Annotated in this window: 11 protein-coding genes; 4 read left to right on the top strand and 7 right to left on the bottom strand. The window is 40.5% G+C overall.

From position 1 onward, the window contains the following. Nucleotides 1-208 precede the first annotated feature (208 nt). The 3 genes from ACN222_RS14740 to ACN222_RS14730 all read left to right on the top strand — a co-directional run bounded on the left by ACN222_RS14740 (nucleotide 209) and on the right by ACN222_RS14730 (nucleotide 5508). On the top strand, nucleotides 209-2539 hold the full coding sequence (locus ACN222_RS14740) for a transglycosylase domain-containing protein (protein WP_044523083.1): 2331 nt from the start codon (nucleotides 209-211) through the stop codon (nucleotides 2537-2539). Between the two features lie 271 nt (nucleotides 2540-2810). Next, on the top strand, nucleotides 2811-4364 hold the full coding sequence (locus ACN222_RS14735) for a DEAD/DEAH box helicase family protein (RefSeq protein WP_010997102.1): 1554 nt from the start codon (nucleotides 2811-2813) through the stop codon (nucleotides 4362-4364). Continuing rightward, nucleotides 4294-5508 (top strand): DUF790 family protein, encoded by a 1215-nt coding sequence (locus ACN222_RS14730; protein ID WP_010997101.1) that lies wholly within the window; start codon nucleotides 4294-4296, stop codon nucleotides 5506-5508. The genes ACN222_RS14735 and ACN222_RS14730 overlap by 71 nt, the downstream gene beginning before the upstream one ends. A 141-nt stretch (nucleotides 5509-5649) precedes the next feature. Here the strand turns inward: ACN222_RS14730 and ACN222_RS14725 are convergent, their stop codons facing one another. The 7 genes from ACN222_RS14725 to ACN222_RS14695 all read right to left on the bottom strand — a co-directional run bounded on the left by ACN222_RS14725 (nucleotide 5650) and on the right by ACN222_RS14695 (nucleotide 14336). Beyond that, complete coding sequence (locus tag ACN222_RS14725; protein WP_231865567.1) at nucleotides 5650-7797, bottom strand: pentapeptide repeat-containing protein; 2148 nt, start codon at nucleotides 7795-7797, stop codon at nucleotides 5650-5652. 60 nt (nucleotides 7798-7857) lie between these two features. After that, complete coding sequence (locus tag ACN222_RS14720) at nucleotides 7858-8865, bottom strand: zinc-dependent alcohol dehydrogenase family protein (protein WP_010997099.1); 1008 nt, start codon at nucleotides 8863-8865, stop codon at nucleotides 7858-7860. Between the two features lie 354 nt (nucleotides 8866-9219). Beyond that, nucleotides 9220-9651, bottom strand: a complete 432-nt coding sequence (locus tag ACN222_RS14715) for a DUF6006 family protein (RefSeq protein ID WP_010997098.1) — start codon at nucleotides 9649-9651, stop codon at nucleotides 9220-9222. A 428-nt stretch (nucleotides 9652-10079) separates the two neighbouring features. Then, nucleotides 10080-11183, bottom strand: coding sequence for an AI-2E family transporter (locus ACN222_RS14710; RefSeq protein WP_010997097.1), 1104 nt, complete (start codon nucleotides 11181-11183; stop codon nucleotides 10080-10082). Between the two features lie 242 nt (nucleotides 11184-11425). Further along, nucleotides 11426-12859, bottom strand: a complete 1434-nt coding sequence (locus ACN222_RS14705; protein WP_044523080.1) for a bifunctional orotidine-5'-phosphate decarboxylase/orotate phosphoribosyltransferase — start codon at nucleotides 12857-12859, stop codon at nucleotides 11426-11428. 129 nt (nucleotides 12860-12988) lie between these two features. Beyond that, the gene (locus ACN222_RS14700; protein WP_010997095.1) at nucleotides 12989-13711 is read right to left on the bottom strand and encodes a molybdopterin-binding protein; all 723 of its coding nucleotides are present in this window, start codon (nucleotides 13709-13711) and stop codon (nucleotides 12989-12991) included. Nucleotides 13712-13736: 25 nt separating this feature from the next. Then, nucleotides 13737-14336, bottom strand: a complete 600-nt coding sequence (locus ACN222_RS14695; protein WP_044521560.1) for a cytochrome b/b6 domain-containing protein — start codon at nucleotides 14334-14336, stop codon at nucleotides 13737-13739. A gap of 261 nt (nucleotides 14337-14597) precedes the next feature. Between ACN222_RS14695 and ACN222_RS14690 the strand changes: the two genes are divergently transcribed. Next, nucleotides 14598-16316 (top strand): peptidoglycan-binding protein, encoded by a 1719-nt coding sequence (locus ACN222_RS14690; RefSeq protein ID WP_010997092.1) that lies wholly within the window; start codon nucleotides 14598-14600, stop codon nucleotides 16314-16316. Nucleotides 16317-16337 lie beyond the last annotated feature (21 nt).

The raw sequence follows: 16337 nt of genomic DNA, 5'->3' as shown, positions 1-16337 counted from the left end.
TACTTTAAAAACATTTTTTTGTAGCAATGAATTCAGTTAATTGTTTATAGGATATTATACTAACACGAACGTCTTGCACCAAACTCTAATCTATCCCTTAAGAGTTAGTGCAGAATATTCTGCACGGAACTAATGTGGAGAAACTTAACTTCCAGGTTCAAGCAATCAGTAACTAAATTTGAGTGACTCTGACAAGGGGGAACCACGCTTGCCACCTAGTAATCGTTACGAGCAAGAGGAAACCACAAACGAGAACTTACCGCCAACTCAGGTGGTAAGACAAAAAAAATTATTAAACCAGATAAGTGGTATAACATCTGGGATTGTTACTAGGTTTACAAGCCGTGAACACCCAATTTATCGCCGTGTATGGTTTTGGGCGGGCTTAAGTGTAGGTGGTAGCATCATTGCCTTCAATTACTTATTAGGGGAAATCGATAAAACCTTACCTGAGAAAGCGGAATTGCAAGCTGTCGTCCGTGAGCAAACAATTACCATCAAAGCTGTTGATGGCACTATATTACAACAGCAAGGCGAAGCAACCAGGGAAAAAGTCAATCTGGAGCAGATGCCGGAGATCCTCAAAAATGCTTTTATTGCCTCCGAAGACAGCAGATTCACTCAGCACCAAGGTATTGACCCCCAAGGAATTGTCAGAGCAGCCGTAAATAATTTGCGATCGCAAAATGTGGTAGAAGGTGGTAGCACGATTACTCAACAGTTATCACGGATTCTTTTCCTCAAACAAGAGCGTACAGTTTGGCGCAAACTTAAGGAAGTACGCCTTGCCCAAAAGCTAGAACAAGAATTAACCAAAGACCAGATTTTAGAGCGTTATTTGAATTTAGTATATTTAGGTGCTGGGGCTTATGGTGTAGCAGATGCAGCCTGGGTATACTTCAGTAAACCAGTAGACCAACTTACCCTCCCGGAAGCGGCAACAATCGCGGGAATGCCTCCTGCACCGAGCTTATTTTCACCAGACAAAAACCCGCAAGCAGCCAAACAACGACGAAATTTGGTATTGCAACGGATGGAAAAAGAGGGCTTTATTACACCAGCCCAAAGGCAAGCAGCCACCCAAGCAGTAATTACCCTCAAATCTAGTTTACCCAAGCGGTTACAAGTAGAATCCCCCTACTTCACCAGCTATATTCAGCAAGAATTGCCCAAGTATGTTTCTTCGGAAGTGTTAGCGAATGGGGGTTTAACTGTGGAAACCAGCTTAAACCCAACTTGGCAGCAAGCCGCAGAAGCAGCCGTTGCTAAAACTTTACGCAATCAAGGACGATGGCAAAACTTCAAACAAGCCGCTTTAGTTGCCATCGATCCCCGTAATGGGGAAATCAAGGCAATGGTTGGGGGTCAAGACTTTGGTCAAAACCAATTTAACCGTGTTACCCAAGCGCAACGCCAGCCAGGTTCCACATTTAAGGGTTTTGTCTATGCGACAGCTATCGCCACTGGTAAAAACCCCAACGATACTTATGTAGATGCTCCCGTTGTAGTCGATGGTTACGAACCGAAAAACTACGGGGAAACCTTCCGAGGCACAATGAATATGCGCGATGCCCTCACCCGTTCGGTGAATGTGGTCGCGTTGAAAATCATGCTAGATGTGGGATTTGAGCCAACAATTCAACTAGCCAAGAACATGGGGATTAAATCAAAACTCAATCCTCATTATTCTCTAGCCCTTGGTTCCAATGAAGTTAATCTCTTAGAGTTAACCAGTGCTTACGGCAGTTTTGCAACCCTTGGGTTACACTCGGAACCTCATGGCATCCGTCGTATCCTCAACCGCAAAGGTGAGGTCATCTGGTCAGCAAAATTTGACTCGAAGCGAGTGCTTGATCCTACTAGTGCCGCTATTATGACCTGGATGTTACGTAACGTGGTCGAAGCAGGCACTGGTGCAGCCGCCCAATTGCCTAATAGACCCGTTGCTGGTAAGACAGGTACATCTGATGAAGCCCGCGATTTATGGTTTATTGGCTATATTCCCCAAGTAGTTACAGGGGTTTGGTTGGGTAACGATAATAATCGTCCTACTTATGGTAGTAGTGGCAGTGCTGCTTACACTTGGCATGAATTTATGGAAAAAGCCATAGAGGGAATGCCAATAGAAAAATTTCCCGAAAGACCAAAACTGGAAGGTCGCAAGGGCAGCATCAAAGCAAAACCCATCAAAGCAAAACAAATTCTCAATCGTTCTCTGACACCTAATGAAGAGTCAGCGCAAGAGACTGGTTCTTCCAGCAGACGCAGAAGGCGCTCCCAACGATTAGAAGAAACCACTCCAACTGATTCACCTAGAAGACGTAGACGATATCGTAGCCAAGAATCAGGTTCTAGTGGTAGTGAAGAATCACCCCGCACAAGACGGCGCAGACCAGTTGTAGAATCAGATACTTCACAACCGTCCCGCAGGTCTCGACGGTCTTCATCCACAGTAGATAATAGCTCTGGCTCGGCCAGTTCTGCACCAACACCTTCTTGGCGGGAAAGACTTAGACCTAATTCATCCTCTTCTAACTAACTTAGGTTGTGAGCTATTATAGCTGGGGACTGGGGACTGGGGACTGGGTGAAAAGTCTTGTTGTGTCTAGGTTGTATCATCTATATGATGTCCTAACACTACTGGCGACAGCTATAATTAATGGGTTATGGGGCAAGGTTGATCAGACTTGTGTGTGTAGACGGTAGCCTAGCAGGGGAGGGGTTCTTCTTGGAACACGGAATTGGTATTCTAGTATCAGTTACCATCACCCCTTATTCTTAGAGAGGTTCCCAAATTCCCCAATTTTCCAATGGCTCGCACTCCCACCTTAAGCTACGATCGCGGTACACTAATTCTGCATCCACCACCACGGGGCAAAGCCTGGATGGATTATGCTACGTGGGATGATAGAGTAGAAAAATTTCGGATTCCGGCGATGAGATATCGCGCTGTGGTGGAAGCACTGCAAGCGGAAGACGTATTTTTCATCGATGAAGCCAAGCAATTTTACCCCATAGATTTGGTTCCTAGTTTAGAAATGGAACCCTATCCCCATCAGAGTGAGGCTCTAGCAGCTTGGAAACTAGCGGGAAGACAGGGGGTGGTGGTGTTACCAACGGCGGCGGGAAAGACTTATCTGGCGCAGTTGGCGATGCAGGCCACACCACGGACTACCTTAATTGTTGTGCCGACTTTAGACTTGATGCACCAATGGTATGCTCATTTGGTGGCGGCGTTTCCCGATGCTGAAGTGGGGTTACTTGGGGGTGGTTCGCGGGATAAATCACCAGTTTTAGTTGCAACTTACGATAGTGCAGCCATTCACGCCGAAGCCTTGGGGAATCAGTATGCTTTGATTGTCTTTGATGAGTGCCATCATTTACCTACCGATTTTAGCAAAGTGATTGCCGAGTATGCGATCGCTCCCTACCGTCTGGGATTATCAGCCACCCCAGAACGCACCGATGGTAAACACGCCGATTTGAATATTCTCATTGGTCAGGAAGTGTACCGCAAACGTGCTGAAGATTTGGCGGGGAAGGCGCTAGCTGAACACGAAATTGTGCAAATTAAGGTGAAGTTATCCCAGCAGGAACGGGAAAGATACAACAATTTAATTCAAATTCGCAACGATTTTTTGCGCCAATCAAAGGTTTCCTTGGGTAGTATACAAGGCTGGCAGATGTTTGTGCAGATGAGTGCGCGATCGCAATCTGGACGTAGAGCTATGTTAGCGCACCGTGAAGCCAAAGAAATCGCCTTGGGTACTGATAGCAAGTTAAGAATTTTAGCTAATTTACTCGCCAAGCATTATCCAGAACGAGTGTTAATTTTCACGGCTGATAATGCTACCGTTTATAAAATATCTCAAGATTTACTAATTCCCGCCATTACTCATCAAACACCAGTCAAAGAACGCCACGAAATTTTAACTAAATTTCGAGAAGGTGAATATAATACTTTAGTTGCTTCCCATGTGTTGAATGAAGGTGTTGATGTGCCGGCTGCTGCTATCGCCATTATTTTATCTGGGACAGGTTCAACTAGAGAATATATTCAACGTTTAGGAAGAATTTTACGTAAGGGAAATATTCAAAATAAACAGGCGATTTTATATGAAGTGATAGCGGAAGATACCAGTGAGGAAAATACTTCGGCACGGCGACGCGGGGAAGATAAGAAAGCAAATTTACAAGTAGTTTATGGCAGTGGTAAGGGAACAACCGCTAAAGCTGCCGAGCAAATAGAAATCAATTATGTAGTCGATAATTCATCAGCTAACAACCAGGGAAATGCTACCAACGGAACTCCTCAGCCATCGCCTAAACGGCGAAGAAATAATACCAAAAAGACTGAAGATTGATCAGAAAACCATAGATTTAACTAATGAATTAATCAGTTGTTTTCAAGCAGCACAAGGTAAGACTCAAGGCTTTTTAGAAAATCAACTTTTGGATTTAGAAGGAGACGCTACAGATTATCGTGTAAAACGGGGTTTAGCTTACATTATCAAAAGCAATTTCTGCACCTTTGAAGTAGTGAGTCCTCTAGAACCACCAATGTTAAGAGAACGGGTATTTTCTTTGGCTGCGAAATCTGCACCTAGTCGGGAATCAACACAACTGACATTGAGCAAGATTGCTGATGAATTAACTCAAGAATTAGAACGGGAAGTTTTATCAGAACAAGTCCGTGATGGACTTTATGCTGATTTGTCTGAAAATAAAATTTTGACAAACTTTGATGTCCCCACACCAGTAGATATATTAAATCGCTATAACTTGTCCCAGGTGCAGGGAATATTCTATAAAGCCAGCAAGTTAATTTTAAATGCTCATCGCAATGTTCCAGGGGAATATAAACTGTTATTCCGCTATCTGAAGCTATTTCAACTCATGGCTTATATTGAAGGCGATGCTGACCACGGCTTTACAATCACCGTTGATGGGCCGACCAGCTTATTTAATTCTAGTACACGCTATGGGTTAGCGATCGCCAAACTCATCCCCGCCTTACTTCATGTCACCAAATGGAGTCTAGCAGCCACATTACAAACCCGTGATGTCTACACAGATACATGGAAAACAGGCAGATTTACCCTTAATTCCGAGTGTGGTTTAGTCTCTCATTACTCCAAAGGGAAACCCTACGATAGTATGTTAGAAGCATCCTTTGCTGATAAATGGGATGCTTTAAAAACAGCATGGGTATTAGAAAGAGAAGTAGATTTAATTCCCATTCCTGGGAGTGTGATGATTCCCGACTTTCGCTTAGTTCATCCTGATGGGAGAGAATTTTTATTAGAAATAGTTGGTTATTGGCGACCAGAATATTTACAAAAGAAGTTTTCCCAAGTGCGGCGTTCTGGTTGTGATAATTTAATCTTGGCTATTTCCGAAAGATTGAATTTGGAAAAAGCTGGAGTTAAGTTGGATAATGTGCCGGCAAAAATCATTTGGTTTAAAGATAAATTATTGCCAAAATCTGTTTTAGCTGTGTTGGATTAAACTATCAAGTAAGCTATTCTGCTTTTAAGTTGCACAATCCATTGTGAGGACAGTTGACAGTTGACAGTTAACAGCGATTATTAGTAGTTATGCAATTTAGACGCGCATCAGCTTAGTCTGTATTTTGCCGCAGAGTTGGTACTACTTAAGATAAATTAATAGATTCAACCCTGGGATAGTGCGGGATAGTGTCCACAGAACTAAGGTGATGTAGAGTACGCCTAAACTCCATTGATACCAAGCCAGGGTAGCGATAATTCCTGGTAAATGTTCGTCTCTGAGGCGAATATCGTTAAATCCCAACCTGACTAAATTATTGAGGCTAAAATCATAATAATTGAGCCAGTTCCAATGGCGATCGCTTAATAATGGCATATATCTTTCCCGAAAGGTGGGATTTCTGGGAATGACTGGTAAACGTCCAATCAATAACCGCAGTTGTCTAAAGGTTCCGTCTTCTGTGAAGTAAGAAACATTGATTAAATCGTGATAACGACCTTGTTGATAAAGGCGAGTCAATAAAGTTACAGGTACGGGAACGATAATAATCAAAATACAGCCTAGTGTGAGCAAAGGTTGTTCCGCATTCTGAAAAATAGCTAATAAGCTAAAAAATTCTAAACAACTAAAACTAATGAGGACAGAAACGGTTTCGTAGTAGGTGGGAATAATTGGTACAGGACGCAGACGACGCGCGCGATCTACCAACCAAAAAACTAACCCAAAATAAGCGATCGCTACTCCCCCCACTCCAAATACTAACCAAAAGTTTGTACCGTAGCCACTCAACAACAGTAATACACTCAAAGCTAACCACAGCCAAGCTTCCAGCAACCAGCTTCCCAAGGAGAGAGGTTCCGCAACTACCAGGCGATCGCTCAGTTTATTGTATATTTCTAAATCAATGTCGGCTAAACTCAATAACTCACTACTATTGCGAAATGCTTTTATTTGCCGACGTTGGTCAATGACATTTGCTTGTGTAGGAGAAAAACCCAACTTAACTAAACTTGCTACCAAGGCACTATTAATATTTGTGCCAATTAAACGTTTACTTAACTCTTTGAGGCGTAATTGTTGCTTGGTATATTCTAATTGATTCGCATCGGCAACTTGCTGTTGCTGCCGGAAATTCTGCCCTAAATTTCGCAAAACATTTTGATTACCTTGTAATGTAGGGATATCAAACATTTGTCCAATTTGCCCAGGATTACCTAAAATTTTTGCTTGATTAGAATTAAAAGTTAATCCAGGGACATTTAAAAATGATGCCGAAGAAAATATGGCATCACTAAAATCTGCTTGATTGAGAATACTTGCACCACGTAAATCTACAGGTCGATTAAATAATGCTTCTCGAAAAATGACGGCTTGCTCAAAAGTTGTTTCTACTAAAGATAGTGACTGATTAAAACTAGCTCTGGTAAACTGTGCTTGATTGGCAAATCTTACCCCAGAGAAATCAGCATTATCTTGCCACTGGACACCACCAAATTTAGCCAATTGCTTAAACTGAGCTTCGTTAAAATTAGCCACATTTTCAAAAGAGATTCTTTGAAAATTAGCTGTCTCCTGAAATTGAGTTTGTTTGAAATTAGCTTTATCAAAGAAAACACTGTCTTGAAAATTACAGGCTTGTCTAAAACTGGCATTATTAAAGTTTACAGGACGACTAAATCTACTTTCATGCCAGTTAGTAGGCTGGAGAAAAGTAGCATTTTTAGCATTGACAGATTGCAGAAAAAAGGTATTAACAAATGTTACTTCTCCATTAAATCGGGTTTGTTCCAGGGTTAAGGCACCGCGAAAAACAGTCACATCACCTGCTACTGTTGGCTGAGTTCCTAGAAGTGATTGGCAATCTTTAGAATTAGGCAAACTCACAGCCAATGATTGCAAACAAACGAGGCGTAAGCGTTCTAATTGTTCTTGTTCAGTTTTGGTAAAAATGGGAGCGATCGCCTGAGCGTATAAAGGTGTTCTTAAACCCAAATCACTACCCACAAAATCCCCTTGAATCAGAGAATAACTCAAGTCTAAACCTAAAGGTTTTGCACCAGTTTTTTGCAGTTCTTTACGCAACAATTGATAAAATCCATCTCGAAAAATAGAGTTTTCTGGACGCAAATCAATTACCAGTTGCCGCAAATCTACAGTTAAATTCCCTTCCCGTAGCGTTGGTGTTCGTAATCGCTCTTGTAATAATTCTAGGGTTAAGGGTGTGCGTTCTGGTTGTGTTGGTGCAGCCCAAACTGGCAAAGGGAGCAATAATACTAACAACGCACACAAACTTATGAAAAATTTAGCTTTCCGCCAGCAAGTCAACAACGTATGCAATAGGATTCTCTATCATTCATCGCTAATCAGCAGAACAATTTTACCCGCAATACTGCCAGATTCAAGTAACTGATGAGCTTTAGCTGCATCTTGCAAAGGAAACTTATGACTAACGTGAATTTTTAACTTACCTTGATCAATCCAATCAGCACATTCTGTCAAAATTTCTGCCTGGTGTTGCTGCGCCTCCACTAAATTTAACAACATCGGTGTCAGCATTAATTCCAAGCCAATGCGTAAATTGCGGTTTCTGGCAACTTTCCAAACTGTATTTGCATCTGGTTCCAAAATCGTCACAATATCGCCATAGATACGCACTGCGGGAAAGGTTTTGTGAAAAGTTTCACCGCCAACAGTATCAAAAGCTAAATCTACACCTTCCCCGTTCGTCCAATCTAAAGCAGCTTGGGCAAAATCTGTATTTTTATATAAAATCACATGATCCGCACCCAGTTGTTTTACAAAATTCGCCTTATCTTCCGAACCAACCGTAGTGGAAACAATTGCACCTTTCAATTTTGCTAATTGAATCGCTACATGACCAACACCACCCGCACCCGCATGAATTAAAACCCTCTCTTTTGGTTCTAATCTTCCCCGTTCATATAAAGCTTCCCAAGCGGTGATTAGTACCAAAGGTGCGGCGGCGGCTTCAGCAAAGGTCAGGGAAGCTGGCTTATGGGCAGCAAAACGTTCATCGACAATAGTATATTCAGCGTAATTGCCTTGATGTCCTCCTAAACCACCATTGCAAAAATACACTGCATCCCCCACACGAAAACCCTGGACACCAGCACCCACAGCTTCTACAACACCAGCACCATCACATCCTAAAATGGCAGGCATTTGCTCAGGGTAAAAAGTGCCACGCTTGCGTAGTTTAGTATCAATGGGGTTAATACCAGCCGCTACCAAACGAACTAAAAGTTCTGTACTACCTACAGGAACGCCAGGATTGGGTACTTCCTGCAATTGCAGTACTTCAGGATTCCCCGGTGCGGTCATCAGAACGGCTTTCACAATTGTTTCCTCCAATCTGAAGTTAGATGCACACTTATACCAATTCAAAATTCAAAATTCAAAATTAAGAATCAAGACAGAACAAACTTTTGGGGCTATGTATAGCTGTCGCCATTAGTGTTAGGACATCAATAAATGATACAAAAATGATACAACCTAGACACAAAAAGATTTTTCACCCAGTCCCCAGTCCCCAGTCCCCAGTCCCCAGCTATATCTGTCACATTCTTTTTTCAAATTGGTATTAGATGCACACTTATTATAGGCAGTCCCCATGAAACAAGTTTCACAGTTATAGATGAAAAATATCTTGCACCTACACCCTTACACCCCCACACCCTTACACCCCTAAACTCATCTACGATTGCGGCATTGTAGGGGATAACGATTACCTCGCCATGTTGTCCAACCATCTGCAATCTTAGTACGACTGTTGTATCTAAGATACCAATTATCTTGCTCTGCACCTAAATAACGAATCCCTAAATCCTGTTTTGATCTGTTGGAAAAACGTTTTCCTAAAGGAACCCATCTATTACCATTATCACTAAACCGCCCGATGAGACGGACACCAGAAGTAGTAGAGCAAACATCACCATCACAAGTAGTCTGTGGGTCATCTACTACTTTCCATTGCATTTGGGCTGGTCTACCGTCAATATTACAATCCCACAAACCAAAGAACCACTCACTAGCAACTTGACTAGCTTGAGTATGACTAGATACCAATATCAAACTCGCGGGAACAATCGCCAAGCCTAAAAGCCATTTTGTGATGTTTTTCATGATACTTCACCAATACTTAAAGTTAAGCTGTACCTTCCATTAACTCATATGTATTAGCGTTGCTGTTTATGCAGGTAATCGATTACCCCGCTACCACTAACAGCACTAAGTCATTCCCTCTCCTGTATATGAAATAAAAAGCCCCCGGAAAATTCCAGGGGTGTTTAAGTATGCCATCAACTCTATTCCTAAATATAGAGAATGCCATTGACTGGACTTTAGCGCATCCGCATAAATGCAAAAATTGCATAATTTTAATGCTTATTTGGAAACTAAGTGGAGTTATGGTCAGAGAAAATGTATATAAATGATACTTTTGCGCCCATTATTACCGAAGCAAATCAGGTGAAAACTCAAGAAAACATAAGTTAGGCGATAGCGGAACGCCTAGCTTTGCTAATCGCCTATATAAAAATAGTTACATCACCTCATGATGACGTTGATTCTGGACTTAAGACTTCTGTCGTGGTTTCGGTCGGTAAAACGTTCTCAATACCAGTAGTTAAGGATGGGAAACCATCGACTGCATCTTTGATTAAACCAGCGACAGGGACAGCAATTAGCAATCCTAGCAAACCGCCAATGTATGTCCCCACAAGCAAAGAAACTAACACCCAAATAGGTCGCAGTCCTGTAAAACTACCTAAAAGGCGGGGTGCGATCGCCTGATCAATAATTTGATCAATGACAACTGCTACTGCTAAAATCTTCAACGCTAACCAAAAGTCATGGGTAGCTACGATTAAAGTAATCACAATCAAGCTAACAACATCACCGAAAGGAATTAAGCTTAAAAACCCAACTCCTAAGCCAAACAGTAACCCAAACTGCACTTGAAAAGCTAAAAACAAAAGAGTTTGAGAGGTTCCCATCAGTAAAGCTAAAGTCCCTTGTCCAATCAAATAATTTTGAAAATTCTTCTGAATAGATTGTTTTAACTTTTGAGCCAAAGACATCGGTAATTTTTTAAATATTCCTTCCCAAATTCTTTGCCCATCTACTAACAGATAAAAAGTGATCACAACTGTAACTATAGCTTCGGATATACTATCAACTGTTTCTACAATAATCTTAAAAGTTTGATTAGAAACAGACTCCAATTCATCAGGAATTTTATCAATAATCCGTGTTAATATCTGCCCTATATTCAACTTGAAATGTTGACCAATAGCCCAATCGTTTAAGTTTTGTAGTTTTTCTTGGCTAGAATCAATCCATAAGGGTAAAATTTTAGCAATTTCATGGAATTGCTCTATTGCTATGGGTAATAAGGTGACACCTGAAGCAATTAAAATAATCACAGTCAGAACAAAAACTAATCCTACTGCATTACTACGTTTAATACCCCGTTTCTGAAGAGCAGAAACAGGGTAGTTTAAAACAAATGCCAGTAATATTGCCAGGACAAATATTGTCACTAACGGTTGAAAATACTGGAAAAATGCAAAAACTAACCAACCATTTAAACAAACCAGAGGAAACAGTAGGGTTATTATTAACCATTTAATCAATTGATTGAGTGAAATATTCATATATAAATCAGATTTGATTGTTGAAAAATATAAGTATGTGTAGGCTGGGTATTGCCCACCAAAACCATGAGCCGATGGGTAATACCCACCCTACATAAATTTTATAGATCGAGTATGAATCTTATAGTTAATGTCAATTAACAGTTGTTTTTCTACTTACTTTAAATCCTTATTCTTACAGAAGCAGCATTAAAAATTATTGACCACTGACTACTGACTACTAACAACTGACAAATTCAGATTTATTCAGCAGTTAGAGCCAAAAACTGCTCATCATTTATCCGCCCTGCTTGGTGTAAAACACTAGTAATTTCCGAAATAGTTAAAACTGCATGACCCCGATACCCATTTGCTTGTAACTTATCTTTCACACCTTGCTCGTGGTCAATAAATACTACAATATCATGAACGTTTAACCCTGCTGATTTTAACTTATCTGCCCCTTCCATCACACTCTTACCACTGATGAGAATATCATCAACTACTACCACTACTTCACCAGTACGAAAATTACCTTCTATTAACCTCCGAGTTCCGTGGGCTTTCACTTCTTTACGCGGAAAAATCATCGGACAATTGAGACGCAAAGCTAAACCAGTTGCTGTTGGTAAAGAACCATAAGGAATACCTGCCAACCTATCGAAAGTGAGATTTTTAACAATATTTTCATAGCCACTAAGTACTTGATTAAATACCTGAGGATTAGAAATAATTTTACGTAAGTCTATATAGTAAGGAAACACCGCACCGGATGCTTGGACAAAATTACCAAACATAATGCAATCAATATCGTATAGCTGCAAAATTAAATCATGTAGAGGGTGTTGCTTAACAGTAAAAACATCAGGTAGCCATACAGAACAGCTAGCAACATCACGAACAGTTATATCCCTCACCTGATTAATTTCTGCACGTAGAGATTGAATTTCCTTAGATAAATTTGCACTTGCTAACATATCTTGGGGAACAGGAATTAACAAACCATTACCATCAGTATTTAAACCAACTTCTAAAATGCGGTTTAAATTGCCTCCTTCAGCCCAAATACTGCGTACCATAATCATTCTTTCCGGCGCAACTTGGCGAATTCTTGCCAAAACTTCAGCATTTGTAGTGCCAACTTCTAGACCTAATTGTTCTGGAGTACCCCAATTTTTGGACTCTTGTACAACTTGTAAATAAAGGGGTGATTCTCTTGTTGGATATTGCTGTAAAGCCTCTGCACCAGGGTTAGATGTAGAACATAGAATAAACACAGCTTTATCAGGATAAACTAAAAATGGAGCCACATGATCTTGTCCTGTATATGGGCTGAGAGTAATTGCATCTACCCCCCATTGTGTGAATACAGTCTTGGCAAAAATAGTACTTGTATTTAAATCGCTATGTTTAGCATCTAAAATGATGGGAATATGGCTAGGAATAGCAGCTAAAGTTTTTTGTAACAGTTCTAAACCAGGAACACCCAAGGCTTCATAAAAACCTAATGTTGGCTTATATGCACAAACAAAATCAGCAGTTTCAGCAATAATAAATTGCAACCAATCCCACAATCCATCTATGATATCCTGAGAGCTATAGCGTCCGGGCATCATTTCAGGGTTTGGGTCAAGTCCAACAAAAAGTAAACTCTGATTTTGCGATATATTTTGATGTAGTTTATCGAAAAAAATCATTTTATTTGTTAGGTAATTAGGTATAAAATTCTCAGTATCTGTAGGGTGGGCATTGCCCACCAAAACCATGATAAGGTAAGCATTGCCCTACCTAAATTTCAAAAATCAAGTATGAGTCCGATATAAAATTTAAATTCCTGCAAACCATTCATAACCCTTGTCTTCCCAATAACCTTTAAATATTGATAAATGACTAGCCAAAGTAATCTGAGTTACCCATTTACTCTGCTTATAACCAAGTTTAATTGGTGCAGCTAAACGTAAAGGCGCGCCATTATCAATGGGTAAAGATTCACCATTTTTTTCATAAGCTAATAATGTTTGGGGATGCAAAGCTGAGGCAATATCCCAACTTTCATAGTAACCATCAGCAGATTTGAAATAAACATACTGCACATTTTCTTTTGGTTGCGCGAGGGCAATAATCTCTCTTAGCTGTACACCACCCCACTGCACGATCGCCGCCCAACCTTCCACACAAACATGGCGTATAATCATGGAAGTCAAGGGCAAGTTTTGGATTTCTGCCATACTGATATTTAGAGGATGATTAACTTCCCCGTCCACAATTAAACGATATTTATCGACATCAATAATCGGTGTAGAACGAAAGCTATTAACTATTAATCCTTCTGGTTGGATTTCACTTGGGGAAAATTCTGGTACTAACTTTTGAGGATTAAATATTAACTTTTCTACTTTTTGGTTGAGTGGTTGAGAAACTGTACCCACTAAATCTTCTAAAGCTGGTGTACCACAGCCACCTAATAGCAGACTTACACTTGACATTCCAGAAAGTTGCAGAAACTGTCGGCGTGTTAATTGTAGACGACGAATATGAATTAAACCCATATTTTCAATACCAATTGACTAGACTTTACCAGAACATGGACTCTGTTAATTCTTCACCACCTGCTTTACGTCCTAATAAAGAGTGAACTATGACAAATATAATTACCATCGGTACTGAGGCAAAATGAACAATTCGTAGACTTTGCCAATTACCAAACATATCGACAATCCAAGGGAATTGAGCAGGTTTATACATACCTATGCCAGTCAGTAGAGCTAGCAGCAATATGGGAATTATCGATGTGTAGATAATGCGATGCCAGGCGTATATTAAACGTTTATTATTTTGGCTTTTTTGCAATGCTTTGATGTCATTAGCACCTACAAATCGATGTCGCCAGCGTTGAGTAAATAATATATAAAATCCGTACCACAAAAGATTTAAAGAGAATAACCACATGGCAGCAAAATGCCAATGTCTACCTCCAGCTAACCACCCACCTAAGGTAAATATTGGCGGAATGTGTAAGCCAGCGCGGCCACCAAAAACGGGATTGGCGTTGTAAATTTGCAGTCCACTGGTGAGCATGAGGAACAAGCTAACGATATTAACAGAGTGGAAAATCTTAGCACCTATAGCTTGGGTGGGTAATTTGCGTTTTTTGGGAGGAATTGTCACAGTCATAAATAATGAGAATAAAAAATCTATGCCCCACCAGGCTCTGGAAGCTGAAGATTCAGTCCATTATTCTGAAGCTAGCTATTCATTTACTAGAACTGACTGCAACTAATAGTAGCGATCGCACTCATTCTATTTATTCACAGCAATTTATACATAGCATATCAGCAAATTGGTCATCAGAAGACCGGAATTTTGTCAGTACAATTGATGCAATGAGTTATAATTTTTACTAAATTTACCAGAGTCTTAGTGATTCCCTGAACTATGGACACACTTGCTTATTTGCATTTGGCTGAGACTTATGAAACATCTACCACAGATGAATCTTCCCCAGAAATACCTTGGACAAAGAACCAGAGTAGCGCTTTAATGTTGGTGGCTTCTTTTGCAATGGGTTCTTTAAATTGGTGTCTTCCTACTGTGGCTGCTTTGAAAAAAGGTCACAGAAATCCTCAGGTAGCATCACTCCAGCAAAAGTTGCGAGCAAGCGGATATTTTCCCCAAGTTGCCACAGGATATTTTGGTTCTGTCACTGAAGCAGCTGTGAAGAGATTTCAACAAGCTAATGGTTTAAAGGCTGATGGAATTGTTGGGGCAGCAACCTTGGCAGCTTTAGAATCTAGTATAGGTGTATCAGAATCTAGTATCACAGATCCCCAAATAGCTACGTCTAAATCTTCTCTCAAACAGGGTGATATTAGCGATAGGGTCATGTCTTTGCAAGAAAAACTACAAGCCGATGGGTACTATCAAGGAGCGATTACTGGAAATTTTGATGCTGCAACCCAAGCAGCTGTAATTCAATTTCAACAAGCTAATCGGCTCGTTGTTGATGGGATTGTCGGGCCACAAACATCATCAGTTTTAGCATCAAGTACCAGAAAATTAGCGGCTTCGTTACCTCAAAAAACTACCCTCGAACCTTTTTTAACACAGCAGCCACAAAATCAGGTAAAAATATCACCCCAATCAGCTGCGCCTCCCAGTCCCTCACAAAAAATGCGGCTAATCAAAACTATTTCTGGGAAAATTTCTCCTAAATCAGTGGTTTATTCGGGTAATGGTTTATTCTTTGCCCAAAATATGATGTATAACCACACAATTACTGTATATGACCGCAACTATGAATTAGTTAAAGTTATCCCCGACGAAGTGGATTTATCTAAATATGGTCATTCCCGCTTCAAGGGTAAGTATCGAGGCGCTCCAGTTGAAGCTAGTTTTTCCCATAATGGCAAGTATGCTTGGATATCTAACTATCAAATGTACGGCCCTGGTTTTAATAACCCCGGTAGTGATAAATGTCATCCATCTCAGAAGACAGATAAGAGTTTTTTATATCGCATTAATACAGAAACCCTCAAGATAGACAGAGTTATTCCAGTTGGTTCTGTACCAAAATTTGTGGCTACTTCTACCGATGAGAACCTAATACTGGTGAGCAACTGGTGTTCTTGGGATTTGAGTGTGGTAGATATTAATCAAAATCAAGAAATTAAACGGATCAAATTAGGCCCCTATCCTCGCGGAATTGTCGTTGATCCAGCTTCCGAAACAGCCTACGTCGCTGTTATGGGGTCTTACAACATTGCTAAAGTTAACTTGAGAGATTTTTCTGTACAGTGGCTGCGGAACATTGGTAGTTCGCCGCGTCACTTGAATATTGATCCTGCGGGTAAATATCTTTATGCTTCTTTAAATGGTGAAGGCAAAATTGCTAAAATCAGCTTGCCTCAAGGTAATTTAGTCAAGAAAATCGCTACAGGTAATGCTCCCCGGAGTATGGTTTTATCAGCTAATGGTCAAACACTTTATGTTGTGAACTACGGTGAAGATACGGTTAGTAAGGTTCGGACTAGTGACATGAAGGTATTACAAAAAGTCAAAGTTGAACCTGATCCCATCGGTATTACTTACGATCCACAAACTAGAGAAGTTTGGGTAGCTTGTTATTCTGGTAACATTATGATTTTTCAAGATTAGGAAGTGACTGTGATACTCATC

This window comes from Anabaena sp. FACHB-595 (genome assembly GCF_048568275.1).
Taxonomy (GTDB): domain Bacteria; phylum Cyanobacteriota; class Cyanobacteriia; order Cyanobacteriales; family Nostocaceae; genus Trichormus.
This window is presented reverse-complemented; position numbering and strand designations above follow the sequence as displayed.

What these genes read in the sequence shown, in the direction of transcription:
- ACN222_RS14735 (WP_010997102.1), top strand. Translation starts at nt 2,811, where the DNA reads ATGGCTCGCACTCCCACCTTAAGCTACGATCGCGGTACACTAATTCTG.
- ACN222_RS14730 (WP_010997101.1), top strand. Translation starts at nt 4,294, where the DNA reads ATGCTACCAACGGAACTCCTCAGCCATCGCCTAAACGGCGAAGAAATA.
- ACN222_RS14715 (WP_010997098.1), bottom strand. Translation starts at nt 9,651, where the DNA reads ATGAAAAACATCACAAAATGGCTTTTAGGCTTGGCGATTGTTCCCGCG.
- ACN222_RS14710 (WP_010997097.1), bottom strand. Translation starts at nt 11,183, where the DNA reads ATGAATATTTCACTCAATCAATTGATTAAATGGTTAATAATAACCCTA.
- ACN222_RS14705 (WP_044523080.1), bottom strand. Translation starts at nt 12,859, where the DNA reads ATGATTTTTTTCGATAAACTACATCAAAATATATCGCAAAATCAGAGT.
- ACN222_RS14700 (WP_010997095.1), bottom strand. Translation starts at nt 13,711, where the DNA reads ATGGGTTTAATTCATATTCGTCGTCTACAATTAACACGCCGACAGTTT.
- ACN222_RS14695 (WP_044521560.1), bottom strand. Translation starts at nt 14,336, where the DNA reads ATGACTGTGACAATTCCTCCCAAAAAACGCAAATTACCCACCCAAGCT.
- ACN222_RS14690 (WP_010997092.1), top strand. Translation starts at nt 14,598, where the DNA reads ATGGACACACTTGCTTATTTGCATTTGGCTGAGACTTATGAAACATCT.